The 26,368-nt window shown below is 37.7% G+C and carries 27 protein-coding genes and 1 pseudogene; 13 read left to right on the top strand and 15 right to left on the bottom strand.

Annotated features, from left to right (window positions below; genetic code table 11):
• The first annotated feature begins 1 nt into the window (after position 1).
• On the top strand, positions 2-1,324 hold the full coding sequence (locus H5116_RS02415; protein ID WP_182715472.1) for a Na+/H+ antiporter family protein: 1,323 nt from the start codon (positions 2-4) through the stop codon (positions 1,322-1,324).
• Positions 1,325-1,595: 271 nt separating this feature from the next.
• On the opposite strand, the gene H5116_RS02410 is transcribed toward H5116_RS02415, so the two are convergent.
• The 3 genes from H5116_RS02410 to H5116_RS02400 are packed head-to-tail and all read right to left on the bottom strand — an operon-like array spanning position 1,596 to position 3,701.
• Positions 1,596-2,027 (bottom strand): acyl-CoA thioesterase, encoded by a 432-nt coding sequence (locus H5116_RS02410; RefSeq protein ID WP_002960891.1) that lies wholly within the window; start codon positions 2,025-2,027, stop codon positions 1,596-1,598.
• Positions 2,028-2,032: 5 nt separating this feature from the next.
• Positions 2,033-2,851 (bottom strand): M23 family metallopeptidase, encoded by an 819-nt coding sequence (locus tag H5116_RS02405; RefSeq protein ID WP_182693902.1) that lies wholly within the window; start codon positions 2,849-2,851, stop codon positions 2,033-2,035.
• Positions 2,844-3,701, bottom strand: coding sequence for a 6-carboxytetrahydropterin synthase (locus H5116_RS02400; RefSeq protein WP_002960893.1), 858 nt, complete (start codon positions 3,699-3,701; stop codon positions 2,844-2,846). The genes H5116_RS02405 and H5116_RS02400 overlap by 8 nt, the downstream gene beginning before the upstream one ends.
• Before the next feature lie 203 nt (positions 3,702-3,904).
• On the opposite strand from H5116_RS02400, the gene fabA reads away from it, so the two are divergent.
• Positions 3,905-4,420 carry a bifunctional 3-hydroxydecanoyl-ACP dehydratase/trans-2-decenoyl-ACP isomerase gene (gene fabA / locus H5116_RS02395; RefSeq protein WP_002960896.1) on the top strand — a complete coding sequence of 172 codons (516 nt, stop codon included), beginning with the start codon at positions 3,905-3,907 and terminating at the stop codon, positions 4,418-4,420.
• A gap of 65 nt (positions 4,421-4,485) precedes the next feature.
• Here fabA and rmf read toward each other — a convergent pair whose 3' ends face one another.
• Complete coding sequence (gene rmf / locus H5116_RS02390) at positions 4,486-4,656, bottom strand: ribosome modulation factor (protein ID WP_002960897.1); 171 nt, start codon at positions 4,654-4,656, stop codon at positions 4,486-4,488.
• Positions 4,657-5,065: 409 nt separating this feature from the next.
• Between rmf and H5116_RS02385 the strand changes: the two genes are divergently transcribed.
• From H5116_RS02385 to H5116_RS02375, 3 genes are all read left to right on the top strand, one after another.
• Positions 5,066-5,701: a TetR/AcrR family transcriptional regulator gene (locus tag H5116_RS02385; RefSeq protein WP_182715471.1), complete on the top strand. Its 636-nt coding sequence runs from the start codon at positions 5,066-5,068 to the stop codon at positions 5,699-5,701.
• A 49-nt stretch (positions 5,702-5,750) separates the two neighbouring features.
• Positions 5,751-6,743: an MDR family oxidoreductase gene (locus tag H5116_RS02380; protein ID WP_182715470.1), complete on the top strand. Its 993-nt coding sequence runs from the start codon at positions 5,751-5,753 to the stop codon at positions 6,741-6,743.
• 72 nt (positions 6,744-6,815) lie between these two features.
• On the top strand, positions 6,816-7,232 hold the full coding sequence (locus H5116_RS02375; RefSeq protein ID WP_182715469.1) for a VF530 family DNA-binding protein: 417 nt from the start codon (positions 6,816-6,818) through the stop codon (positions 7,230-7,232).
• 97 nt (positions 7,233-7,329) lie between these two features.
• Here the strand turns inward: H5116_RS02375 and H5116_RS02370 are convergent, their stop codons facing one another.
• The gene (locus H5116_RS02370) at positions 7,330-7,761 is read right to left on the bottom strand and encodes a DUF3859 domain-containing protein (RefSeq protein ID WP_182715468.1); all 432 of its coding nucleotides are present in this window, start codon (positions 7,759-7,761) and stop codon (positions 7,330-7,332) included.
• A 205-nt stretch (positions 7,762-7,966) separates the two neighbouring features.
• Here H5116_RS02370 and H5116_RS02365 point away from each other — a divergent pair, with 205 nt between their 5' ends.
• Both H5116_RS02365 and H5116_RS02360 read left to right on the top strand, forming a co-directional pair.
• Complete coding sequence (locus tag H5116_RS02365; RefSeq protein WP_182715467.1) at positions 7,967-8,971, top strand: YHYH protein; 1,005 nt, start codon at positions 7,967-7,969, stop codon at positions 8,969-8,971.
• A 13-nt stretch (positions 8,972-8,984) separates the two neighbouring features.
• Positions 8,985-9,509 (top strand): hypothetical protein, encoded by a 525-nt coding sequence (locus H5116_RS02360; protein WP_182715466.1) that lies wholly within the window; start codon positions 8,985-8,987, stop codon positions 9,507-9,509.
• 113 nt (positions 9,510-9,622) lie between these two features.
• Here the strand turns inward: H5116_RS02360 and H5116_RS02355 are convergent, their stop codons facing one another.
• Positions 9,623-11,440, bottom strand: coding sequence for a protein kinase domain-containing protein (locus tag H5116_RS02355; RefSeq protein ID WP_182715465.1), 1,818 nt, complete (start codon positions 11,438-11,440; stop codon positions 9,623-9,625).
• A 225-nt stretch (positions 11,441-11,665) separates the two neighbouring features.
• Here H5116_RS02355 and H5116_RS02350 point away from each other — a divergent pair, with 225 nt between their 5' ends.
• Positions 11,666-13,681: a TonB-dependent receptor gene (locus H5116_RS02350; protein ID WP_182715464.1), complete on the top strand. Its 2,016-nt coding sequence runs from the start codon at positions 11,666-11,668 to the stop codon at positions 13,679-13,681.
• A 114-nt stretch (positions 13,682-13,795) separates the two neighbouring features.
• On the opposite strand, the gene H5116_RS02345 is transcribed toward H5116_RS02350, so the two are convergent.
• A complete protein-coding gene (locus tag H5116_RS02345; protein WP_170070926.1) occupies positions 13,796-14,242 on the bottom strand; it encodes a hypothetical protein in 447 nt (148 codons plus the stop codon).
• A 121-nt stretch (positions 14,243-14,363) separates the two neighbouring features.
• A complete protein-coding gene (locus H5116_RS02340; RefSeq protein ID WP_182715463.1) occupies positions 14,364-15,023 on the bottom strand; it encodes an NADPH-dependent FMN reductase in 660 nt (219 codons plus the stop codon).
• 250 nt (positions 15,024-15,273) lie between these two features.
• Between H5116_RS02340 and H5116_RS02335 the strand changes: the two genes are divergently transcribed.
• Together H5116_RS02335 and H5116_RS02330 are read left to right on the top strand one after the other, a co-directional pair.
• Positions 15,274-16,320, top strand: coding sequence for a YHYH protein (locus H5116_RS02335; protein WP_182715462.1), 1,047 nt, complete (start codon positions 15,274-15,276; stop codon positions 16,318-16,320).
• Positions 16,321-16,332: 12 nt separating this feature from the next.
• Positions 16,333-16,653, top strand: coding sequence for a hypothetical protein (locus H5116_RS02330; RefSeq protein ID WP_182715461.1), 321 nt, complete (start codon positions 16,333-16,335; stop codon positions 16,651-16,653).
• Positions 16,654-16,721: 68 nt separating this feature from the next.
• Here H5116_RS02330 and H5116_RS02325 read toward each other — a convergent pair whose 3' ends face one another.
• The 5 genes from H5116_RS02325 to H5116_RS02305 form a co-directional block, all read right to left on the bottom strand.
• Positions 16,722-17,525 (bottom strand): hypothetical protein, encoded by an 804-nt coding sequence (locus tag H5116_RS02325; protein ID WP_182715460.1) that lies wholly within the window; start codon positions 17,523-17,525, stop codon positions 16,722-16,724.
• A gap of 122 nt (positions 17,526-17,647) precedes the next feature.
• On the bottom strand, positions 17,648-18,100 hold the full coding sequence (locus H5116_RS02320) for a hypothetical protein (protein ID WP_182715459.1): 453 nt from the start codon (positions 18,098-18,100) through the stop codon (positions 17,648-17,650).
• Positions 18,101-18,111: 11 nt separating this feature from the next.
• A complete protein-coding gene (locus tag H5116_RS02315) occupies positions 18,112-18,348 on the bottom strand; it encodes a hypothetical protein (protein WP_170070932.1) in 237 nt (78 codons plus the stop codon).
• A 71-nt stretch (positions 18,349-18,419) separates the two neighbouring features.
• A complete protein-coding gene (locus H5116_RS02310; RefSeq protein WP_182715458.1) occupies positions 18,420-19,433 on the bottom strand; it encodes a DUF5924 family protein in 1,014 nt (337 codons plus the stop codon).
• A 135-nt stretch (positions 19,434-19,568) separates the two neighbouring features.
• Positions 19,569-20,318, bottom strand: a complete 750-nt coding sequence (locus H5116_RS02305; protein WP_182715457.1) for a spermidine synthase — start codon at positions 20,316-20,318, stop codon at positions 19,569-19,571.
• A 612-nt stretch (positions 20,319-20,930) separates the two neighbouring features.
• Between H5116_RS02305 and H5116_RS02300 the strand changes: the two genes are divergently transcribed.
• Both H5116_RS02300 and H5116_RS02295 read left to right on the top strand, forming a co-directional pair.
• Positions 20,931-21,908 (top strand): DUF1852 domain-containing protein, encoded by a 978-nt coding sequence (locus H5116_RS02300; RefSeq protein ID WP_182715456.1) that lies wholly within the window; start codon positions 20,931-20,933, stop codon positions 21,906-21,908.
• A 78-nt stretch (positions 21,909-21,986) separates the two neighbouring features.
• Positions 21,987-23,015 carry a methionine synthase gene (locus H5116_RS02295; RefSeq protein WP_182715455.1) on the top strand — a complete coding sequence of 343 codons (1,029 nt, stop codon included), beginning with the start codon at positions 21,987-21,989 and terminating at the stop codon, positions 23,013-23,015.
• 638 nt (positions 23,016-23,653) lie between these two features.
• Here the strand turns inward: H5116_RS02295 and H5116_RS02290 are convergent.
• Positions 23,654-24,811 (bottom strand): DUF547 domain-containing protein, encoded by a 1,158-nt coding sequence (locus H5116_RS02290; RefSeq protein WP_182715454.1) that lies wholly within the window; start codon positions 24,809-24,811, stop codon positions 23,654-23,656.
• Between the two features lie 675 nt (positions 24,812-25,486).
• The gene (locus H5116_RS02285) at positions 25,487-25,708 is read right to left on the bottom strand and encodes a hypothetical protein (RefSeq protein WP_002961860.1); all 222 of its coding nucleotides are present in this window, start codon (positions 25,706-25,708) and stop codon (positions 25,487-25,489) included.
• A gap of 412 nt (positions 25,709-26,120) precedes the next feature.
• Between H5116_RS02285 and H5116_RS02280 the strand changes: the two are divergent.
• Positions 26,121-26,368 (top strand): annotated as a pseudogene (locus H5116_RS02280) (transposase); the annotation flags it as partial.

The raw sequence follows: 26,368 nt of genomic DNA, 5'->3' as shown, positions 1-26,368 counted from the left end.
TATGAATGCTGTTGTTATAGGCGTTATTTTAATGCTCGGGCTATCTCTGGCTCGCGTTAACGTCATTGTTGCCATGATCATAAGCGCGTTAGTTGCAGGTCTTACTGCAGGCTTGGGCATAAAAGAAAGTGTTGATGCGTTTAATTCTGGCCTTTCAGCTGGAGCTGAAATTGCACTAAGTTATGCTATGCTCGGCGCGTTTGCCGTTGCTATTTCTAAGTCGGGTTTAACACGCATTCTCGCTGATAAGCTACTTGCTAAAGTAAATGCAAAAGGCAGCGGTAATGAAACATTTTTAAGTTACTTCATTTTATTAATTATTTTAGGTTGTGCAATTTCTTCGCAAAACTTAGTCCCTGTACACATAGCGTTTATTCCTATTTTGATCCCACCGTTACTCGTTGTTTTTAATCAGTTAAGGTTAGACAGGCGTGCTATAGCGTGTATTTTAACATTTGGATTAGCAACGTCTTACATGGTGCTTCCTTATGGTTTTGGGGGGATTTACTTATATTCTATTTTGCACAAAAACCTAGTTGATAACGGCCTAGATATTGTAAATACTCAAGTACCCGTGGCGATGATAATTCCTGCATTAGGTATGTTTATTGGATTACTTATTGCGGTATTTATTACCTACAAAAAACGCCGCGAATACACCGAGCTCCCATTAACAACTCAAAGTAAATCGGCTGAAGTCGAAAACCCTAAAAAAGTAATGATTGTCGGGCTTTTTGCAGTACTTGCCTCACTTGTTGCACAAAACCTAAGTGGCTCAATGATTTTAGGTGGCTTAGTAGGTGTAATGATATTTAGTGTTTTTGGTGTAGTTAAGTGGGAAGAAAACGGCGACGTATTTAGTAAAGGCGTTGCGATGATGGCCATGATTGGCTTTATTATGATATCGGCACAAGGTTTTGCATCGGTTATGCAAGCCACTGGCGATGTAGCAAGCTTAGTACACAGCGCAGCCGCCCTTTTTGATGGTAATAAACCTTTGGCCGCCGGTGTTATTTTGTTAGTCGGGTTATTAATTACAATGGGAATTGGCAGTTCGTTTTCAACAGTGCCTATTATTGCAACTTTGTTTGTTCCTTTGTGTTTAGATCTTGGGTTTTCTGTTATGGCTACCGCTGCGCTTGTTGGTACTGCGGGCGCTTTAGGTGATGCAGGCTCTCCTGCTTCAGACTCAACGCTTGGCCCAACATCGGGTTTAAATGCCGATGGCCAGCACGACCACATTAGAGACTCTGTTATTCCAACGTTTATTCACTTTAACATACCGCTGCTGATATTTGGCTGGATTGCAGCAATGGTACTTTAAAAAGTATTTATGTAAGTATTAATAAATGTAATTAAAAGCTAAATATAACCAAAAAGGTATGTTAAAAGCATACCTTTTTAGTATCCAAATCCAACAACTCTCACCCCTATCAATTCCCTTCAGTTTGACTACTTTTTTAGTTAATCCACACTCTGTTGTTGAGGTTATACTTTATGAATATTTTGTATGATGTGTTCTTTTGGGTGTTTTATATAAGCACCAATTAAGGTGCTTATATAAATTTGCTTTAGCGCATATTCAAAGCTTTAAGTTAATCAAAACCATAAATCATTTTGTCGCATACTACCGGAGTCGGTCTGTGGTTATCATCAACTGCAACAAAGGTAAAGCTGCCACTAATGGCTGAATGCTTATCGTCTTTGTGCATAGTTTCTAATAATATATCTACGTCAACTTTTAAGCTGGTGTTACCTACATGCACTACTTTAGCTATTAACTCTGCAAAAGTACCTGCTGGTATGGCTTCTTTAAAGTCGACTCTATCAGAAGATATAGTTACCAAAGGCTTACGACAAAAACGAGTCGCTGCTATAAATGCCACTTCATCCATCCACGCCAGTGCATCACCACCAAATAAAGTATTGTGATGATTAGTACGCCCTGGAAACACGGTTTTAGTTACCGATGTGGTTGAGTCTTCAATACGCTGAGCAATTATTGCATCGCGATTTACGTCAGTCATAATCTCTACTTTTTGTTTGCTAATGTATCTTGCATTAGTAATGCAGGATCAAGGCGTTCGCCTTTCCAGTTAAAACGCCAATCTAGGTGAGGACCCGTTACACGCCCTGTTGCACCAATTTCAGCCACTTTGTTACCTTGCTCAATTTTATCACCCACTTTTACATCAAGCTTACTTAAGTGAATGTAAGTTGAGGTAATACCATGGCCATGATCAATAATTAATGTTCCGCCAGAGTAGTATAAATCAGGTTCAGCAAATACCACGGTACCACTAATAGGCGCGTAAACAGGAGAGCCCGTTTTATTCGCGATATCTAAGCCAAAGTGCGGACGACGAGGCTCGCCATTAAAATAGCGCTGACTACCGTAAACACCCGATATGCGCCCTTCTGCAGGCTTTAACACAGGGTCTAAAAAGTACAATAAATCAGAGTCTACTTCTCTGGCTTTTCGCACAGCAACTGCTTCACGGCTTATACGCGCACTAACTTCTTTTGGCGGAGAGACATATTTTTTAGCTACACCGGTAATTTTATCAATTTTATATTCGCGCTTTGTGATAGCTATTGGCTGTGAATGCGATTTACCATTGTTATCTACCCATTTTAAAGTATGAGTAGTTTCAGCGTCACGACCAAAACCAAATACAAAATCACCCTTTGGTGAAAGTTTTAAGCTTTTGCCATCTAAGCTTACTGATTTAGCGTTTTCTAGCTTTCCAGTAACTAAACCGCCTTGTGTTAAATGTCCTTTTAACTCAAGCGCCATAGCACTAAAGCTAGCAGAGGCAACAAGCGCTGTTGCTAAAAGTGTTTTAAACATAACTAATCGATCCTTTTCCAACACCTTCATAAGCCGTTACTTTCACTGCTTTTTCTGGGTATTGGGCTTTAATTTGGCCAGCTACATGTTCAGCAATACATTCTACAGTGGTATCTACTGGCAAAATGTCGCAACGAGACTCGCTTATAGCCATTTCAAAATAGCCTTGTGCCGATGTATAAGCAAAACATACATCACCCGCCTTGGCTGGTATGTGTTTTAAATCAGCTGCGTTAATTTGATCTTCACTGGTGGCTAAGTAAATATCTTCCCACTTTTGAGACCATTCTTTTTGCAAGCGCGGCATAGAAATACCATCTAGGCTAATACCAATTTGAGAACGATGCCCATGAATAATACGCTGGCAATTACCGTCATGCTTTTTAAGACCATGGCTGTAATGATAGTAAAAACTTTGGCTGTGTTCAGGCTTAAGAGACAGCTCAATTTTTTCAATGTTATCTGGTAGCTTCGGTAAAATAGTCGCAATTAAAAATTCGGTAACCGATTCAACAGTTACTTCGTCTGCGTTAATCATGCAATAAGCTTGATGAGGAGCGCTCATAGCTAAGTGATTATTTTCACCAAATGTACAGTCGAGTGTTTTATGCTCGTCAAATTCAGATACAGTGCCATTAAGCCCTGTAGGAATTGCTAAACGGTGATCAATACACTCATCTATAATGCCTTTAATTTGCTTTTTAACTAAACCAAAGTCTAAAACCATAGACTCTTCGTTAAGTTTACCGTGCAAAGTTAAATCAACAATCCAGCTCTCGCCAACGGCGCCGCGTTTGTTACATAAGTAAGAAAAATCAATCACAGTTAGTGAGTTAACAAAAAGGATCATAAACTTCCTTTAGACTGGTTATAAGACAGCGTTAATTATAATGACTTCTGATTGTAATTGCGCGGTTTTATAGTGCAAAAACCAATCGCGTTGATTGATTGATGATTTAATATGCAATATTTTGATTTTTTAACTGCTCCGAGTTGTTTAGCGTACAAGTGTACGCTAAAGTACTTGGCAATTTCTAAGCGAAGATAAGTGTTATGGAACCTAAAAATAGCTATACAAAAGAAGAGTTGATCCTGTGTGGTCAAGGTGAAATGTTTGGTGAAGGCAACTGCCGCTTACCAAGTGACAACATGTTAATGATGGACCGCATTACCTCTATTACTGCTGATGGCGGTATTCATGGGAAAGGCGAAATTGTTGCTGAGCTTGATATTGACCCTAGCCTGTGGTTTTTCGATTGTCATTTTAAAGGCGACCCAGTAATGCCAGGTTGTTTAGGCTTAGATGCTATGTGGCAACTAGTTGGTTTTTACTTAGGTTGGTCTGGTGGCCCTGGTCTTGGCCGTGCGCTAGGTGTGGGTGAAGTTAAATTTACTGGCCAAATTTTACCAACTAATAAAAAAGTAACTTACCGCCTTGTAATGAAACGCGTAATTAAACGTAAATTGTTCATGGGCGTTGCAGATGGCACTGTAGAAGTAGATGGTCGAGTAATTTACGAAGCAAAAGATTTAAAAGTGGGCTTGTTCCAAGACACTAGCGCGTTTTAATTTTTAAATGCGTACAAAAAGGCCTCCAACATGGAGGCCTTTTTGCTTAAATTCGATTATTGATTTTAGGTTTTGTACATGTTGCGGTTTTCAATCGCTTCACGCCAACCTCCTAACCACTCTGATTTTGGATCTACTTGTTGATAAGGGCATAGCTCTTTTGAGCGACCTGCTAAACCTGCTTTAAAACCTTGAGAATGAGCTCTTTCTAAACGATCTCTTTTCTGTCTCTTCATCGGTAATATCCTCACCTTTTTATTTATATATTGTGTAGCATTAGTGAAATCTACATTTAATGAATAGTTAATAAAAATGTAAAATTCAAATCGTAAAAGCAATTAAATTGTTTGACTTTAACTAAGCTGCTGATGCAAAAATGAATTAACATTTAAAAAAGTAAGTGGTCATACAACATTTAATTTGACCGGTTTTATGCTAAATAAAATGCGACTCAATAATCGCTAAAAAGCACTTATGTGCTTTAATTGTGACCGACTAATATTGACTAAGTTCCAAACAAAAATGTAATCGTGACACTTTTATTTCATTAATCTTAAATTAGTAGCCCGCCCCTAACTTGAAGTATTTTTAAACAATTTGAATTTATACTTGATTATTTAAAGTCGATCGGTCTAATATAAGCTCATGAACAAAAATACATCAACACCAATACGCCGTGGTCGCCCACCTAAAATAGCCAGAGAGAACGCCGATACCAAAGCGTTACTTATTCGCACGGGCCTAGAAACCTTAACTGAATTTGGCTTTAGCGCCACGGGGCTCGATACTATTTTAAAAAAAGCGGCTGTACCTAAAGGCTCCTTTTATCATTACTTTAAAAGTAAAGAGGCCTACGGCATTGCCCTAGTTGATGCATACGACAGTTACTTTATTGCAAAGCTTACCCATTACCTACAGCAAGAAGATGTTCCCCCACTTGAGCGAATCGTTAATTTTACCCAAAGCGCAATTAAAGGAATGAAAAAATACGATTACAAACGTGGCTGTTTAGTAGGTAACTTAAATCAAGAGCTTAACCATTTAAGTGATGAGTTTAAAACCAGATTAATGCAAAGCTACACCGCTTGGCAAAACCATGTAGAGGTTTGCTTAAACCAAGCTAAGCAACAAGGCACTATTGCAAGCCATGTAAATACAAAATTGATGAGTGAGTACTTTTGGATTGGCTGGGAAGGTGCGGTTATGCGCGCCAAGCTCACAAAATCAAATACCCCACTTACTTTATATACAGAAATTTTTTTACGCGCATTACTAACCTAATGCGTTTTTATTTACCAATTAAAAGACGATCGGTCTAAAAGGATATCCTATGAATAACCCAATTAAAGCCATTGTTATTAATAAAGAAGATAATAACTACAGCGCCTCATTATCGACTATCGAAAGCAGTGATTTACCAAACGAAAACGTCTTTATCGACGTGCTATACAGCACACTTAACTATAAAGATGGTTTAGCAATTACTGGTAAAGGCCCCGTTGTACGCAGTTTTCCTATGGTGCCAGGTATCGATTTAGTGGGTACGGTTACAAATTCCACCAGCGATGAATTTAAAAACGGCGATAACGTAATATTAAATGGCTTTGGTGTAGGCGAAAAACATTGGGGCGGGCTTGCTCAAAAAGCGGCACTTAATAGCGATTGGCTAATCCCCTTGCCTGCAGGTATTTCTCCAAAACAAGCGATGCAAATAGGTACAGCCGGTTATACCGCTATGCTAAGTGTTATAGCTCTTGAAAAACAAGGAATAAACCCTGAATCTGGCGAAATACTTGTAACAGGTGCCAATGGTGGCGTAGGCAGCTTTGCTATTTATTTATTAAACCAGCTTGGCTACAACGTAACAGCAGCTACGGGTCGATTAGATCAAAGTGAATATTTAAAAGAGTTAGGTGCTAAACAGGTAATTGACAGAAACGAGATTTCAAATCCTGGTAAGCCTTTGCAAAAAGAGCGCTTTGCAGCGGCAATAGATTCAGTAGGTAGCCATACACTTGCTAATATTTGTGCATCATTAAAGTATGGGGGTGTAGTAACCGCCTGCGGACTTGCCCAAGGCATGGATTTACCTGCCTCAGTTGCCCCATTTATATTACGTGGTGTGTCACTAATAGGCATTGATAGCGTAATGCGCCCTAAAGCCGACAGAATTGAAGCGTGGGATCGTTTAGCAAAATTAGTAAACGCTGATTATTTAGATAAAATTTCGACAGAAATATCACTAGAACACGTAATTGATAACGCAGAGCTACTTATGCAAGGCAAAATTCGCGGTCGTGTTGTAGTTAATTGTCAAAGTTAAGCTATTTACTCTGTTAAAGCCTCGTTATTAAATTTATAATGCAATTTGTATTTTAATAACGAGGCAACACCTATGAGCAACCAAGAACTTTTCAGTAATAATCCACTGCAAGGCGTTAAATTAGAACAAGTGGTTGAAGAGCTGGTTGAACAATACGGGTGGGAGCTCCTACACGCTTATTTACAACTTAACTGCTTTAAAAACAATCCTGATATAAAGTCAGCGGTTAAATTTTTACGTAAAACACAATGGGCACAAGAAAAAGTAGATAACTTTTACCTTTATCGCCTAAAAAACTTACCTAGACCTGATGATGTACAATACGAATTACCGCCACGTGATCGCGTGATCCCAGCTGATCATAAACCTGGTGACCCATGTGAGTTAAGTTTTAGTGATGCAAAACGTATTATGGAAAAAAAAGCATCAAAGCAACGTGCTCGTGATCGCAAACAACGCTCTAATTCTAGTAACCCTTGGGGTAACTAAACACGCTAATTTAATTTTGTAGAGCTATTTTAAATGGCTCTACAACTCTCTTTTATTAATTTTTATTACATCCACACCATATAGCTAAAAATAGAAATCAATAGCCTCGGTTTTTCCAAAAATCTGTTTCAGTACGCTCTAGCTCTAATGCCACCTTAAAAGTTCTATCAGCAATAATTTTCCCATTTAGCTCAATCGTCATACGCCAATCACCCAATTTATTGTCTATTGGCAACCAAAGCGTGTCGCCTAAATAAAAGTTCCAATCACTGTTTTTAACGTATACGTCGCCTTCAAAGGGGTCCATTACATCACCGTCACTGTCTGGAATATCTGGATGGTATATACAATAGTGAAGCTTTTCGCCTTTACCCTTTTTAATATTTACGATTAAGCCAAACTCAACATCTACCTCAGCTATTACATTTGTTGTAAATTGCTCTATTTGTGGCAATGCTTTACTTTCGCTGTCCCACTTAGAGTAAATACCGTGACTTTGTAACGTCACTACAGGTTTTGTTTTAGCCATTAAGGTAACCTTTTATATTAGCTATTTTTGCATTAGTTTAACTTTTGAAATTTTAAAATAAAACACAATCCAATAAAATTAAATCTCAACTTAGCTTTAATACTTCGTCTATTTACATCATTGCTAATTTGTCATCATTGTTTACACACTATTTGCACAATTGCTAATTATTGTTTGAGTAACTTAATTGATCAGGTAAGCAGCAATGAAACTACACGCACTTAATATTAAAAACTCAAATCGGGTAAATGCTATAAAGCTAAGCACCTTGGCTCTAGTTGTTTCATCGTTAGTTGCTTGCGGAGGTGGAGAAGGCATAGTTGATACCTCAACAACTACAGATTCATCTCAAAGTATCACAGATAACGGTACAGGTACGAGTAGCTCAACCCAAGGCGTGTTTTGTGAATATAGTTACAGTGACTATAACGAGTCAGAATCAGTACAAGCCACCAGCGCTGCAGATTGGTCATGCACAGGAACTACACGCGACTTAGTCGCTAATGGCATACCTGATCACAAAGTAGGTACATTCCCTAATGCCGATAACCCAAATACTATTTCTGAACAATCAGTAAATGAAAGCTACACACTTGAGCCTGTAGATACAACACAAGCAACCATGCTTGGGGGTCCTCGCGGAATGATAGGCGTTGTACTTAACGGCATTAAAATAGACGCAGGCACAGGCGGTAGTTGCGATGATTCTGGCACCGATTGCGATTTAGGCGACAACAGCGGTAATTGGAATATAGAAGCCTTAAGCCAAGAAACGTTTAGTTTTGGAACAGACGACAACAATGCACACGTACAACCCGATGGCACATATCACTATCATGGTATGCCTGAAGGCTTTGTAGCAATGCGAGGTGGCAATAGCTCCACTATGACTCTAATAGGCTGGGCAGCAGACGGCTTTCCTATTTATGCACGTTACGGCTATTCAGACTCAAATGATGCAACTTCAGCGCTAACAGTAATGACCGGTAGCTACCAACACATAACATCTGTAAGCGCAAACCGCCCTTCTACCGATATATACCCATTAGGTACATTTGCACAAGATTGGGAATACGTAGCAGGCTCTGGTGATTTAGATGAATGTAATGGCCGCGTTGGCGTAACACCTGAGTTTCCTCAAGGGATATACCACTACTACGCAACAGACACTTATCCGTTTTTTCAACGCTGCGTTAAAGGCGAAGTTTAATTAGGAGTAAGTTATGCTTTATATGAAAAATTATCTGTTAAGTGTGACCACATTGGGCTTATTGAGCACATCAACATTAGCAAACGCGCATTTAATGGTTGCAGAGCACGGTACGCTGAATTTTGTTGATAATAACGTGTTTATTGTACTTTCAATCCCTATGTCAGCTTTTAAAGGGGTTGATGAAAACAAGGATGGCAAAGTGTCAATAATTGAGTTTAACGCTCATAAAAAGCTAATAACTAAGCGAATTAAAAAGAACGTTTATTTAGCGGATCATCAATATAAATTTACTATTGACGGACTTTTGCTAAACCCAGAAGCGTCGCATACACATAAAAGCGACAATATAGACCAAGTAACCATTACTGGGCGCTACTCTGTGCCCAGTAAATTAACCAAAGTTAACTTTAACGTTAAGCTATTTAGTAACAATGAGCACAAGCAGCATTATCAAATAACAGCGACTAATAAAACGCAAAAACTTACTCACCAATTTGAGCTATCACCAACGTCGCCCTTTAGTAAGGTGTTTTAATAGTTAGTAATACTTACCTAATAATTAAGTAGCAAAGAGTACAAGTTAAACAAACTTCTGCTCTTTTTTTATCTTTGTCTTTTTATGCAGCACTCTTAATTTAAGTGCTCTTTCTATAAAGAAACAAGTTTTGGGTTTTTAGGAAAGTAATGATCTTCTTGCTGCTCACATAAACTAAACTCACGGGTGTTTTTATAAGGGAGTTTCATAAAGCCCGCAACACCCACGTCCGTAATATTTACCGCGTATTGCATTAGTTTATTAAGAAGGCGTTTAAACTCAACTTCTTTGGTCGAATCGAGTAATCGGTAGTAATGGTGAATCTTCATTCTGTCCGGCAGTGCTTCAAAAATAATACACCCAGTATGATGAATTTGGTTAAGCTCAAATACGCACTTAATAACTTTTTTAGGTAGCTGTAGTTGCTCGTCAGGGTCTTTACCGTCTTCAAAGTATGAATGCGGGCGGGTTATGTCGTTTGCTTTCATGCTTACAACTTCGTATTCAAGCTCTGGCAGGCTATCAAACTTAAATGCACCGGTGCCATCTCGCTCTAACTGAATGGTTTTACGGGCATCAAACAAACAACACTTAAATAACCCTTTTTGATTAATCGCTTGGGCAAGCATCACTGTGTTATTAATCGCATCACTAAAGGCATCACCCAATGATTCGTCATGCATAATTAAAGACGATTCAACAAACATTGACTCATCCTTCCAATGAAAACTAAGCCCACCTACTACAGGGTACTTAGCTAATCGGCTTATTGATGCTAAAAATGCTTTTTCGGTATCGCCTGTATCAAACAAAAACTCTTTATAATAGCGGTCAAGTTGCGCGTCGTTTATATCTAGTAATTGCTGGTTATGATCGGCTTGGCGTAAAAATTGTTTTCGTGAGCTATACACAACCGTATCTGGCTGCTCGTCGTTGCCATACCAAAAAGGAATATCTGCTTTTCTTTGTTTTTTATCAAGCTCAGGTAAATACATTTTGGCCATAGTTGTAATGTTACGCATAAAGTAATCACCAGCACCATCACGTTGTGCCTTACTTTTTGACAACATGCCATCAATCACCTTAGCCAGCTCTTTTGGAAGTCCTAAGCTGCTTGCTGGGATGGCTTGCGCACCAAAGCGGCACGACTGCGCCGACGCTAGCGCATATAACGTAGCGGCTACACCTTGTTCGTCAAATCCTGGGGATGATTGCTCCCCCGACATTTGCGCTTCACCAATAAAGTACACATCGCCCATACGCGCATTCGTTGTGCTTAAATCGCCCGACATTAAATCCATAAAGTTACTCGCAACAGGATTACCATCACTATCTAACTGTGCATACACAGAGCTACCCCAATCGACTAACGACAGCGCATCAGTGTTTGCATCCCATACAAGGTTTGAAGGCTTTATATCGCCATGCACTATAGGTTGTGGGCTAATGCCATTTTTATGACTGCGTAAATCAACCAGTACATTACGAAGCCTAACCGCGAGCGCCATTATTTGCGCGGCACTAAAGCGCCCTGTTTTAAGCGATACTTTTTCAAGGTCCTCTCCAATGGCGCGTGCCATCATTAAAATCCCTTGTTTTTTAATACGTTCAAAAGCATAAAAGGTAGGCACTAACGGATTATCAATTTGCGAAAGCATATACGCTTCGTCTTCTAGACGGTCGCGTACACTTTGAGCAAGAGTAATACGCGAAAACTTAAATACCCAAGGTAAGCCGTTATCGTCATCTCCTGCAAACACAAAGCCAAAAGCACCCGAGCCAATCATTTCAACGTTTTTGTAGCCCAGCAGTGTTAGCTGCTTAATACAAATATTAAGCCACTGGCGGTGTTTTTTAGCATCGCGGTGCGAAAGCAAATAAACAGATTGCTCTTCGTTGATATAAAAATTGCGGATTTCTTTGGCTTTCAATACGGGCTCTCTGTCTTGTTAGTGTTATACAGTCATTTAAAGCACTCGATTATTAGTTTTATGTAATAAGATTACAATAGCGTGCGGCGTAGTTTTTAAGTTACCCATCTTTACTCACCCCTAAATAATTACAAATAACCAACAAATGTTGCATCCAATAAATTATCTAAGCCGTATTTAACATAGCTGCATTAATAACAAATACATTAGATAGGGATTTTAGTCATGAGAACATTAGCAATTTTAGCGCTAGGCACTTTGTGTAGTGGTTATAGCTATGCAAACATAGAAAAATTAACCGTTTATGGTCACAGAGATGGGCTAATTGGTGAGTCAATCAGCGCATCTAGCGGTATTATTGGTCAAGGTGAAATTCAGCAGCGCCCAATGTTAAGAAGCGCCGAAATGTTAGAGTTAATCCCAGGTATGGCGGTCACTCAACATAGCGGCTCTGGTAAAGCTAATCAGTACTTTATTAGGGGGTTTAATTTAGATCACGGCACCGACTTTGCCACCAGCATAGATGGCATGCCAATTAATATGCGCAGCCATGGCCACGGACAAGGTTACACCGACCTAAACTTTATAATCCCTGAGTCTATTTCAACTATTAACTATCAAAAAGGCTCATATAGCGCAAGCCAAGGTGACTTTTCAACCGCTGGTAGTGCTCAATTTCAACTTGCTGATAACCTAAAACATCACCAAGTTGAACTCAGTATAGGAGAAGATAATTATAGACGCGCTGTTGTACTGGGATCTACTAACATTGCAACAGGTAAGCTCATTGCAGCGGCAGAATGGCAAGGCTATGACGGCCCATGGGATGATATAAACGAAGATGTAAATAAAAAGAATGCCCTACTGCGCTATGTTGGTAAAGCTTTTAATGGTGACTTATCAATAAGTGCCATGGCATACGACAATACATGGAATTCAGCAGATCAAATTCCACAGCGCGCTATATCACAAAATTTAATTACTCAATTAGGCTCTCTTGACACCACACTTGGCGGTAGCTCTAGCCGTTATAGCTTATCGAGTAACTGGCAGGGCGAGCATATAAAAGCCAGCGCTTATGTAATTAATTACGATTTAAACCTGTATTCTAATTTTAGTTATTTTTTAAATGATCCAATTAATGGCGATCAGTTTAATCAGCAAGATAGCCGAAATATTTATGGAACAGATATAAGCTACCAGTTTGAAACCAAAACATCAGATATAAACATACAACATACCGTAGGTATTGAGCTTCGCCACGACGACATAGATAACGTAGGGCTTTATAACACACAAGCAAGAGAGCGACTTAGTACGGTTAGGCAAGATGAACTAAAGCAAACGAGCTACTCAAGCTTTTGGGAGTCTAAACTTTTACTTACTCCAAAACTTGAAGCAACCGTTGGCGTTAGGTACGACTATTTTGATACAAACGTGACTAGTATTACCGCCGTAAATTCAGGAAAAGCAAAGGATGATTTAGTAAGTTTTAAAGGGAGTTTAAATTACCGTTTTACAAATTTAGTAGCTGCATATGCTAATTGGGGACAATCTTTTCATTCAAATGATGCGCGCGGATCTACTATTAATATTGACCCTGTTACCGGTGAGCAAGCAGAGCAAGTTGACTTATTAGTTAAAAGTGAAGGCGCTGAAATAGGCGTCCGATTTGCTGATGAGCAAAAGTTTAATCTATCAGCTGCACTTTGGTGGCTAACACTCGACTCAGAGCTTTTATTTGTTGGCGATGCGGGTAACACAGAACCAAGTGATGCATCTAAGCGTTACGGATTAGAAATAAGCGCTTATTATTGGATTAACGACAGCTTTAGTATCGACGCAGAAGCATCGTTCACGCATTCTCGTTTAGATATTAATGACAATAATGATTATATAGAAGGTGCTGTTCCGGTTGTTGCAAGTACAGGTTTAAATTGGCACTTAAGTGAGCAATGGCAGTCATCAGTTAGAGTTCGCCATATTGGCAAACGTACATTAACTAGCGATGGTAACGAGCGTTCAGAGCCTTTAACAGTAGTAAATAGCGCAATTAGCTATGAGCAGACTCACTGGAAAGTAAACTTTGAATTTCTTAACTTATTTAATAGCACCGACCACGATATAGATTACTATTATGCATCGCGTTTACCTGGCGAATCAGCACAAGGCGTTGAAGATAACCACTTTCATCCAATAGAGCCACGAACAGCTCGATTAAGTGTAAGTTTATTATTTTAGTATTCATTGATATTCACAGGGGTACTGTATATAAAAACAGTACAACTGTAAAACATACCCTTAGCCAATAAGTATCTTAGTAATTAATCCGATGCCTCAACAAGCTGGCTGATGTTACTCAACAATGCGAAGTTGATTTATTGAGTTAACAGCAACATGTGTTTGATAGTAATATTTATTGGTTTTTCTGCCTTTACTTAAAAAATCGATAGTTACCCGCTTCGCTTCACCTGTTACTTCAATTGTTTTACCAATAAAAAATGTGTCTGCTGATTGTCCGTATTTTTCTGTGAGTTTAGCAGCTACTTTTGAATCAATTGAAATTGTAATAGCACGTCGATCACGATAGTCAGCTTCGGTATTTAAAAATACGTCACCGTACTGAGAGCCTGCAGTTTTAATATAAAACTGAAATGTACCGCTAACACCTTGTGGCGCGCTCTGCTCCGAAAGAGCTATTAAATTCATATTAGCAATAGTGCCTTCGCCAAGCGCCGGTAAGTGTTGTACAGAGCTGCAAGCACTAAGTGTTAATACACTTAAAAGAGTAAGGTATTTCAAGATATAACATCCTTTTTTATAAGTAGATGTTAATAGTAACATTTATATATTTTAAGTTTCTATAAAAGAAACAAATTTAGCCCAATTAAGGGCTAAATTAGTTATATTTTAAAAGTATTCGTTATGGGGCATTTCGCTGCGATGGATTTGATTTAAAGCTTTTTAGCATCTGCTCAGGATCTTCAACGCCACTCTGATTTTTAGCCGCTTGCGCCCACCAAACCAATTGCCCAAAAGTACGGTGAAAATAATTAAACCACGATGACTGCTCTTCACCAGCTTGCACAGAGCCATTATCATTAAATACTTCTTGCGCTTTTGGAACATGGATCATTGCAGATACAGGCAAACAGCCAAGCTCTGATAAAAACGAGCGCATACTAATTGCCGCTCTGAGTCCACCCCACTGCCCAGCAGAGTAAGTAACAATAGCACTGGGCTTATATGAAAATAGTGAGCTACCAAAGTGATTAAGTAAGTCAGCGAGAGCTGGGCTCATACTGTGATTATATTCAGGGCTAACCATTACATATCCATCAGCCGCTTTAATTTTATCAGCTAAAGTATTTAGCATTGAAGGCGCCTTACCTTGAGCATAGGCAAAATGTGGTTTAAAAACTTGATCACTTGGGTAATCAAGTGCATCTATAAGCTCAAACTCATGTTCGGAGAATTGCTCGTTTAAGCACTCCATGCAGGCTTTAGACACTCTCTCACCTAAGCGAGCAGGTTTTGGTGGCGTGCTGTTACGCACTGTCCCTAAAAACACTAAAAACTTCATATGTAATCCTCATATGTATTTGAATAACATCTAAACACTAACACTTTTAGCTAATGTGTATTACACATATCCGTTTTTATTAATTTTGAACACTAATAATTAAATTTAAAACTGCGCTTTAGCAACCACACACTGTTAAAGGTTTTTTATCATGTGCTTATTTTGTCGTTCTCCATACTTTTTGCACATTTAGCCAGTAATATGCCACAGTATAAGTACACCAAAACCTATACTGAAAAGGATACAAGTAATGGGCTCAAATAATTACAGCGCGTTTGCAATCATTGTTACCGCTACAGTTTTAACTCTAAGTGGCTGCGACGACTCACCAATTAATAAAAATACTAAGAATATCAGTAGCTCCCTTAGTGAAGTACAAAAAACGAATCAAATAATAAATTTATCTATGTTTAAAAAAGGGGCCTTTTTATCTGAGCCTAACATTGTTGATTGCGAAACGGCGCAAGGAACTAAAACTAAGTGTTATGAGTTAATTACATCAGGCGCACCTGCAGGTAGAGAGCCGGGTCCATTTTGCCCGCGCACATCGACCGATGGCGCTGATGTAACTGGCAGTTGGTTTAGTAAAGAAGGTACTGGTGATTTAGTTGATTTAACAGGCCAATTTGTCCTAAAGCTTGATGAATACTACGGCGATGAAAAGTGGGTACTTTACGACACTAAAACAAATGAAATTAGATATACAGCTACAAAAGAGTCTTGCGCTGGTGCAGCTCGCCCTGATGTTGAAGAGCAATATAAACAAAATTGTATTGAGTGTGAACTTTCGTATTTAGAAGATAGTTTTTCATTAACGTATTTAATTCCTGTTACACCTATTCCAGCATCTGATACTGGCCGATTAAGAACAGTAGGTATAGCACTAGACGGTACTGAGCTATCAGGGCCTGCTCCAATTAATGCAATTTTAGAGAGCTATACCATTGCGGCATTTGATGATTGTGGTGGCCATATAAATTTACACCAAGGTTATCACTATCACTCTACCACTGGTTGTACTGACTCAGCTGCTACAGAAGGTGGACATGCACCTCTTATAGGTTATGCAATAGACGGTTATGGTATTTATGCAATGCGTGATACAAGCGGTAAAGAAGAGTCACTTGATGAATGCCGAGGTAATACAGATGAAGTAAGGGGTTATCACTACCACGCAGCCAGTCCTAGTGAAAATATGTTTATAGGGTGCCTACATGGAGAATCAGTTAGGCCTGCAGGTGGGCCACCGGGTGATCATAATGGTCCACCGCCAGGAAATGATCCTGAAAAACATTAAAAAGGAGTTGTTATGTTTATAAAAAGTAGTTGTTTAAGCGTGTTTGGTATGGCTTTACTTGCAGCACCCACATTTTTAAATGCTCATGCAGGGCCGTTAAATGGTGTTGCAGTTAAAGCCTGCGCAGATAAAGTAAAATCTCAATCATGTAAATACGAAGGCGGCCATAACGATTTATATATTGGCAGCTGCCAGTATATGGCTGATGATTTAATGTGTGTACGAAGCCAGCCGATTCAAAAAATTGATAATGGAATTTCCGCCCCTATAAAAAGCCACACTCACGAAAAAGAAAAGAGTGATTTAAAAACCAACGTTAATAAAGCTATGTAAATTTAGGGCTAATTTTTATTGATAAACTCTTAATAAGCAGCACAACCATTTTATTGTGCTGCTAACTTTTAACGATATAGATAGCTCAGACCAATACCACTCCAAAACACGTTTTTTAAGGTTTGATCACCCACAAAGCGCTCAGCATTTTTATTAATTGCCATGGTGTAGCTAGTATATGCGTATACTTCAAGCTGCTTAATAACTTTATACGACACGTTAGCTGTAAGCTTAAGGTTGTTAATACCATTATGGCCATCACTTACATAACCTGCATTAAACCCTAGCCCCGTTTGAAAATCGATATTAACAGCTTCATTTATCTCGTAGCCTTTATTTATCGTAAGCTCTATAAATGTGCCTTGAGAATCAAACGAATAATATGCGCTGCTAGTGAGCTGAAATTTATCATCGTAAAAATACGAAAAATCTAAGCTAACCTCATTGTCGAGAGCATTAGAGGTATTTTCACGCGATCTTAAATGGTTGTAACCAATAAACATATCAACGGTATTAAATAACTGAGTTGCATAAATAGCATTTAAGTTAAACTCGGTATAATCGCTATCAACACCCGTTGCAACCCACGGAATAATAGCTATTTCATTATAATTGAATTCAGTTGCGATTGAGGCAATACCTTTACCCGCTAAATTGTCACGGCCCTCACTTACATATCGACTTTCCCAAAGTGGATGCACATGAAAATCAAAACCGTCATCAACATAAGCTGTACTTGCCTCATCTAGCTTAATATTTCCGCCAACACCTAATTCAGGCTCAAGTGCATGAACGTCTTGGGCCTGCACTTTAGCTAAAAGAGATACACAAATAAGAGCTGCAAGCAAAGTACTCAATAACGTTTTATTCATTTATAGATACCTAAAGCCAAAATATATGCGCGTAAAAAATAGTCGCACATAGTATTTCGCAATATAAAAATAAGCTATCAGTATTTAATAATTTGAATTTAAAAGATCAGGAAATCTAGCATTCATACATTTTTTATTCGCCACAATTTAAGGGTACCAAATAAGTAAAATGACCCATAAATGCAGCAGATTATCGAGCTTATAATCCAAAATTGAATAGAATTCTGATGAACGATTTGGCTTGAAGTTAAAAAAGGAATGATTAAACCCGCAATACCTCGTATTAAATACACTGCGGTTATTAATACGAGTGCAGTTTTTAAAAATGGCAGTTTTAAAATGGCGCCTGCACCAGAGAGCGCATAAAAGCCCCAAATAGCAATAATAACTGAAATAGCTAAAGTTACATAAGTAGGATACATACTGCCCTGCTCTGCCATTTGAGCCATTTGAGCCATTTGCTCACCAGCACCCAAAAGGCGATACCAATCAGGCCCTCCAAAAACACAAGCTACATGTAAAAGTGATGCTATAAAGCTTAAAATGCCTGCTGTAAATAACGTATTGTTATTCATGTAATTATAATTTAATGACTCATGTAGGCAACAAAGCCAATTAATAGCACGTAAAAGCTAAACCCGAGCACACAAATTAAATAAACATTTTTAGCTTTATTCGCCTTAAACGATACGTAATCGGTAATATCGCTTTTAAACTTACCAAAGGTAACTATTTTTAAAATAGTACAACCTGTTGAGTAAATTAAAAAACCTAAAATAGTCTCTACCATTAACCAAATAAACAGATCAAATGCAAAACTCATAACGTTCATCCAATAAACACTGTAAAAATAGCCTATCAAATATTTATTCGATTACAAACTTATTACCATCATTAAGGTGTAACAGTAAATTTCGTTAAACCTATTAACTGACCTGATTCGGTGACTACTTTTACTTGCCACTTACCAACAGAGTCTTTAGGAAAGTTTACTTTGTGTGTCCACGCTCTATAACCTAGTTCTCTCCCACCGTTTATATTTAACGTGATCCGATCAACTTCTTTTTTATTATGAAGCCACACATGAAATATTTTTTCGTTTAAGCCTCTCGGTGCTTTAACAGCAGTCCAACTATATAAACCTTGATGGTGCAGCGTATAAGAATCTAACTGTTTAATACTCCCTACTGGCTTTTTATGTTGTAAATCAACTTCATGAGCTAACGTAATATCGGTTAAGCGCAGCGCAGCAGGAGGCACATAGCTTCTTAATTGCCACACTGCTGTGCTTAAAGCGCATAAAATCAATACAAGAATAGGAAAACGCCACCAGCGAGCATTAGGCATTAAATTGTTTAAACTCGGAAGAGTAACCACTACAGCAGTTACAAGTGCGGCACCTAAACTTTGGCTCGTTGTAAGGTTTAACAAAATAGGTAACGTAACAAGCAAAACAACAAATAAAGCAAAGTTATGAAACACGCTAAATAGCGTGCGGTTTCTAGCAAGTTTTTTATAATAAAAGGGATCGATAACCGATATAACTGCACACAAAGCAATAAGGGAAGTAAAAATTGCTTGAGGATGATCCCACTGCGTAACAGCTAAAAAAAATGGCAACGCAAAAAATAGGCTTTCTTGTTGCACCATTTGTAGCGCAAAACGCATTACATTAGGAGATACAGCCACACCAAACTTTTCTTCTACTTTATCACGCAGCCAATTATCAATAATTAGCCACAACCAACTAATAAGTAAAAATATTGCAATAAATTGCGAAAAAGACTCTTTTCTATCTACAAGTACAAAGCTAGCAACGCCCGACAAAAACGCCAACACAGCCAATAATCCAGGCCGCTTTTGCATCGCGCTTATAAATTTAGCGATTATATTTTTACAGTAATCCATGTATGAGTGTTTCCGTACGAGTACGTACTTTATTATTTTTATTCAGAGTATGATTAGTTTAACCAAGTTTAAATGAACAACAGATAGATGAATGGATTTAAACGCCCCATTTAACAGTACATCAAACTAACCATTTTAATTAAATAAAAGCCCGGCATAGCGCGTCATTGGTACGTTTATTAATTTTTGTAACGCGTGAGCCTTAGCAAGTAATTCATCCTCACTAAGTGCAGGCATTCTATTGTTAAAAGCGAGCACAATTTTATTACCGCCTTCAATAATAAAACTAAGAATCTTTCCTGCAAATTCTTTCTCAAGTAGTTGATCAAACGCTTCCCTCTGCCCAATTTTGGTATGGCAAATATTAAGTACTAAAACACCATCAAAAGTGAGCGCATTTTTACAATCGCGTAAGTAGGATGATTGCACCTGATCTGACTCCATCCCATCTGAGCTATATAAATCAGAAAAAATAACATCCGTTTTTATCTGCGTGTTTTTCATGTAGTTTGCCGCATCATCAATATGAATAAACAAACGTTCTGACACGGGAACTTCAAAATATTTTATAGCCATATCAGCAACGGCTTTACGATATTCAACGGTATGTATAGTCAGCGCGGGAAACGCATGATAAAGACTTTTTGCGATAGAGCCCGCCCCAAGTCCCATTATCATCGCGGTTTTTAAATGCGGAATAAAAAAAAGCGCAGCCATCATAGCTTGCGTATAAGCTAAGCTTAACCCATTAATATTATTTAATTTAATACAGCTTTGATAAATTTTTCCGTCAAAGCTGAGAATAAGATTCTTTTTTGTTTGATATACATAAACAGGGCCATGCTCATCAATAGTTGATGCAATACAAGTGCCTTTGATATCCACGAATACTCAATAGGTGAGGTGATGAAAAACGAGTATAACTTACTTAACGTACTGCCATGGCTATTAATATGATTTATAGCCTTTTATTAATTTACAGGCATTTATATACGTACTCAGAAAAGTCGGTTTATCTTTTGAGATTAGATTAGCTAAGGTATCTACTTATATAGCTAGCTGGAACTTACCCGTGACGACATTTATTATAAACAGCGATGCAATATGCTAAAAACCAACTAATACACTGATATAGCTACAAAAAAACTCTTTGAATATTCCTCATGTTTAACATGAATAAAGTACACATCAACACAAAGGAAGTCTAAACGGCTAAACATCCATCCTTTATTTTTATCGATTTATGCCTTTTTTTCGTCAATTACTACGTAATCGCATCTAACAATAATGTGTAATGAATATGACTCATGTTTTATGTGAAATTAAACCGTTTTTCTTCATATGCCAATCCACGTATAAATTACTCATCCCTTAGCGCTAAACACTATTACTAACAACTTAAAGCCGCTGAATAACAAAACCAGCTAAGTAAGTTGCAAGGCTAATAAAGCGCAGAGCATTAATCAGGTTTAAATTATAAAATTGGATATAAACACGATGAAAAAAGATTTTACATTTAATATTAAGAGCGTTTCACTCGACGAAAATTATCATCCATCAACTAATACGCGTATCACAACCAACTTTGCTAATTTAGCCAGAGGTGAATACCGCAAAGCAAACTTGCGTAACGCCTTAAACATGATTAACAACCGTTTTAATGCCCTAGCCCACTGGGATAACACCAAAGGTGAGCGTTATGCTGTTGAGCTTGAAATTGTCTCTGTTGAGATAGGTATTGAAGACGGCGGCGAAAGCTTCCCATCAATCGAAATATTAAAAACAAATATTGTTGATCATAAAACTAATAAGCGCATTGAAGGCATTGTAGGAAACAACTTTTCATCGTATGTGCGTGACTACGACTTTAGCGTACTCCTACAAGAGCACAATAAAGGCAAGCCTCAATTTAGTATTCCTGATGACTTTGGGGTTTTACATGGCAAACTATTTCAGTCATTCGTAAATTCGGATACATACAAACAAAACTTTAAAAAACCACCGGTTATATGCCTAAGTGTGTCAGATAACAAAACCTACAACCGCACTGAAAACCAACACCCGGTACTTGGCGTTGAATACGAACCAAATGAATCGTCTTTAACTGAGCAATACTTCAAAAAAATGGGCTTACAGGTACGTTATTTTATGCCACCAAATAGTGCCGCGCCTTTAGCATTGTTTTTCTTTGGTGATTTACTTAATGATTACAGCAATCTTGAGCTTATAAGCACCATTAGTACGATGGAAACGTTTCAAAAAATCTACAGACCAGAGATTTATAATGCCAACGCAACAGCGGGTAAATCATATAAACCAAACTTAAAAAACTTGGACCACTCACTAACGCAAATTGTGTATGACCGAGAAGAGCGCGGCAAGTTAGCAAACGAGCAAGGCAAGTTTGCGCAAGAGCATTTTATCAAGCCGTACCAAAGAGTTCTTGAGCAATTCTCTACTAGCTATCTGTTATAACAACTAATAGTAACAAGCAGTAATAACGCGCTTAACAATACGTTTAATAATTAACTAAAATATACGGCATTATTTATTATGAAAAAATTACTACCTACATCTACCGCTGGCAGTTTACCTAAGCCTTTATGGCTTGCAGAGCCAGAAACACTTTGGTCACCTTGGAAATTACAAGGTGATGAATTAACCCAAGGTAAGCACGACGCCCTACGCTTGTCATTATTCGACCAACAACAAGCAGGTATTGATATTGTTAGCGATGGTGAGCAAACAAGGCAGCATTTTGTAACTACATTTATAGAGCACCTAAACGGTGTTGACTTTGAAAAACGTAAAACAGTAAAAATTCGTGACCGATACGACGCAAGCGTGCCTACAGTTGTTGGCCCTGTTAGCCGTCAAAAGTCTGTGTTTGTTGAAGACGCTAAATTCTTACGCAAGCAAACCAAACAACCTATTAAATGGGCATTGCCAGGCCCAATGACAATGATAGACACGCTTTACGACGATCATTATAAAAGCCGCGAAAAACTAGCGTGGGAATTTGCCATAATTCTAAATCAAGAAGCAAAAGAGTTAGAAGCCGCAGGCGTTAATATTATTCAATTTGACGAGCCCGCGTTTAATGTATTTTTTGATGAAGTAAACGACTGGGGAATTGCCTGTTTAGAGCGCGCAATTGAAGGGCTCAAATGCGAAACAGCCGTGCATATTTGCTATGGCTACGGCATTAAAGCCAATACAGATTGGAAAAAAACACTAGGAAGTGAATGGCGACAGTACGAAGAAGCATTCCCTAAACTTCAGCAATCTAAAATCGATATTATTTCACTAGAGTGCCATAACTCCCATGTACCAATGGATTTACTAGAACTCATTCGTGGTAAAAAAGTAATGGTTGGTGCTATTGATGTAGCAAATCACACTATCGAAACGCCAGAAGAAGTAGCTAATACGCTGCGTAAAGCACTGCAATTTGTAGATGCCGACAAACTCTACCCATGTACAAACTGCGGCATGGCTCCGCTACCTCACCATATAGCTAACGGCAAATTAAATGCCTTGAGCGCAGGGGCAGAAATTATAAGAAAAGAACTAAATAAGTAAAATAGGGTTTAAATCTACATACGCCCTAAGATGAATCAACTTACCTAGCGGCATTGAAAAGTAAGAGATCACCACTGTTAAAACTTGCGGTGGGAAGTGAGCTTTAGAGCTTGCTGTCCACCTCAGAGGTGTTGTTAGGTATACACTGCTCGAAAGAGAACAATACCTGTAATTATGATCAAAGAACAATATATAAACTGCTCAGCTAAGTATATTAATAATCTACTTTTTACAGAACACTTAAACATATAAGACTCTTTGTAAATTAAGCCATAAATTAGCAATATAAACCATGCTAAAAAGAATATAGATATTAATACGAGTTTTGCAAACGGCTGAATTAGGATCTCACTAATTGCCAACCCACAAAGTAAGAATACAACGATTAAGAAAGTAGACTCAAAAATAGTTTTGAATTTTTCTTTAAGGATCAACACCAAACTCAATACTTCCTTGTATACCTAACAAGCCTATAGATTAACTCGTTTTTTATTTGTTTTTGTTGATAAAAAACCATAGCTGACTTCCTATTTTGGTTCAATCTATTAGTGTTTTTCATGAAATTTAGGATGGGTGCCTAGTTTATTTTGTTTATTTTTTGCTCACCATAATGAGCTACTGTTCATATATTGTAAATTTTAGTTTTCATCTTGTAATTCTAGGTCTGTTATCGTTACGGATGTCTCACCGTAATTCTTAGCTCTTACTCTCATTAACTCCTTTAACCTGGTTATTTCTCTAGCTGAAAGTCTGAACTTTCCACCTGTGTTCGCGTCTTTAGTGACTTTATCGGTCAACGCATAATTTCTTGACATTCCTATTGATGCTGCTGAGTTAGTAGATATGCCCCCACCAAAGACTCTTTTACTTCCAAATAGATCAGCAATTGCCCAATTATTTATAATGGGCTCAATTTTATCCGACTTATTTATTATTTCTTGGGTTGTTTTATCAGCAAATTGCAACAGATGAAGTTTGAGGTCATTGCTAAAATTAGGAAAATAATCAGCATTTCTCGCATAATAACTTGAGACCTCTAAACTATTTAGAGAATCAATTTTTGTACCTCTATTCGAATTGACAAAATCTGTTGCATTATTTTTTAATAGCTTATATACATTTTTACCTGAAAAGGCTTTTTTATTGATATTTGGGCTGCCGATATACCCTTGATATAATCCATAAATAATTAAAGGTTCTTTACTATAGTTTTTATCTAAAATCCCATACTGTATGTCACTGAGACTCAACTGAAGACTACCAATATTTACTAGCTTTTTATCCAATAGTGAGTCAGGACCAGTTAATATTTTTTCTAAACTAACTATTGGATACCGCTTAACAATTTCGTTAATTAAAGTAATGTTATAAAGATTAAGCCAATAGGCCAATTGCTCTTGTTTTGAATATAAATTAAGGTTGTTTTTCTCGGGCAATGATTCTAAATATTTTTTAACATCATTGACTAAACTTTTTTGTTTAGGAGATTTTATCAACTCATATGTGAATCTGTTACTTTCATTATGGGTAGCACTGGAGAAAACATTTCTTAACCTAGTACCTATCGGAGGTTTGTCAAGTTTAGCATTTATTCTTCTGGATGGTCCCATATCAAGAACATTCGATTCTAATAATATGTTCACAGGTTCAAAGTTTATTGTTAACTTAGATTTAGGTGAATAACCGCTAAATTGAGGGTAGGCTTTATCCTCAGCGTGAAGATATTTTGGGGCGCTTAAAAGCAACAACAAACAACTAAACTTGATCAATAAACTAACTAATTTAAATAAACTCATAAAAAATCCTTATTTTGAGTAGAATAGCCCACATACTTCATGAGCAACATAACGAGTCTGTAGATTAACTCGTTTTTTATTTATTTTTATTGATAAACAAACCATAGCTGAGTTCCTATTTTGGTTCAATCGATTACTGTATTTTATGCAGAATATAAAGTGGGAATTTGGTGTTGTTTTAATTGGCGTTTTGGAAAGGGTTGCGGCTGGTTGAGTAGCTTTAATTTAGGGTAAAAGGGCCTCCCTTTCTCAATGCATCGTCTTTTGCAACTGTATTTTATGAACAAGGCAATACAGTTTCCACACAATAAAGTAAAGGCATTCATTTTCATCTGACCTCGTAAGGTCAGTTTGTTCATCCCTTTATTCACGATAATATTTCGCTTTTTACTTAAAGGAAAGCCGGTTCTATACAGCCGAGTCGTTTGCCATTATTTAATAAACAGCTATCGTAGCCCGATTGGGCTGTCTATTTTTACTTTCATTTTGTCTACATAGCTCAGCTTTTTGCGTGATTCATTATTTATAATAATGCACTCTTCATACTGTTTTTGTTGGCTTTTTTCCTAATGATTAGGATAGGTGTCATCCTAATCATTATTTTCCTCAAAGTGATGAGGAGGTGTCCACTAAAACGGGTCAGGAGCATTGTCCTTGTTTAACAGCTTGTTATAACTAATTACCACTTCTAAGCTGTTCTTTTAAGTTAAGGTTTTCATTTTTCAATATTTCAACTTGCTGCTTGTAAGATGCAACTTCACTCTTTAAGCTAGAAACATCAGACTGTATCTCATCTAGTTTTTCTACAATTTCTATGGAACGTGCATTCCCCAAAAAGAGAACAATTAACGCTATTACGAATAACGTGCCACCAGTTAACTTTACTTTTGATTCCATCCACTACAGCTCCTTTGATTATAACGAGCCTGTAGATTAACTCGCTTTTAAATTTGTTTTTTATTGATAAACAAACCATAGCTGAGTTCCTATTTTGGTTCAATTGATTACTGTATTTTTACGCAAAATATAGAAGTGTTTGATATTGTTTTAATTGGCGTTTTGGAAGGGATTTCGGGTGTTTGAGTGGCTTTTATTTAGAGTAAAAGGGCTTACCCTTCTTAATGCATCGTGTTTTGCAACTTTTCTATTTTATGAACAAGGCAATACAGTTGCCACACAATAAAGTAAAGGCATTCGTTTTCATCTGACCTCGTAAGGTCAGTTTGTTCACCCCTTTATTCACTGTAATGTTCCGCTTTTTATTTAAAGGAAAGCCGGTTCGATACAGCCGAGTCGTTTGCCATTATTTAATCGAGAAAGTGGAGCCTATCAGAGTAAACGAATGATACGAGGTGGACGGCAAAAAATTAGAACCGCAATGTATATGGTAATGATGTCAGCTATCCAATGTAACCCTAAATTTAAAGCTATTTATCATCGGCTAGCCGCGGCAGGGAAATCTAAAAAAGTGGCTATTATTGCCTGTATAAGAAAGCTTATAGTAATCATTAATTCTCTGGTGAGAAATGGTGTCATGTGGGATCCTAAAATGGTTTA

The organism is Pseudoalteromonas sp. SG45-2 (genome assembly GCF_014164115.1).
GTDB lineage: Bacteria > Pseudomonadota > Gammaproteobacteria > Enterobacterales > Alteromonadaceae > Pseudoalteromonas > Pseudoalteromonas distincta.
This window is presented reverse-complemented; position numbering and strand designations above follow the sequence as displayed.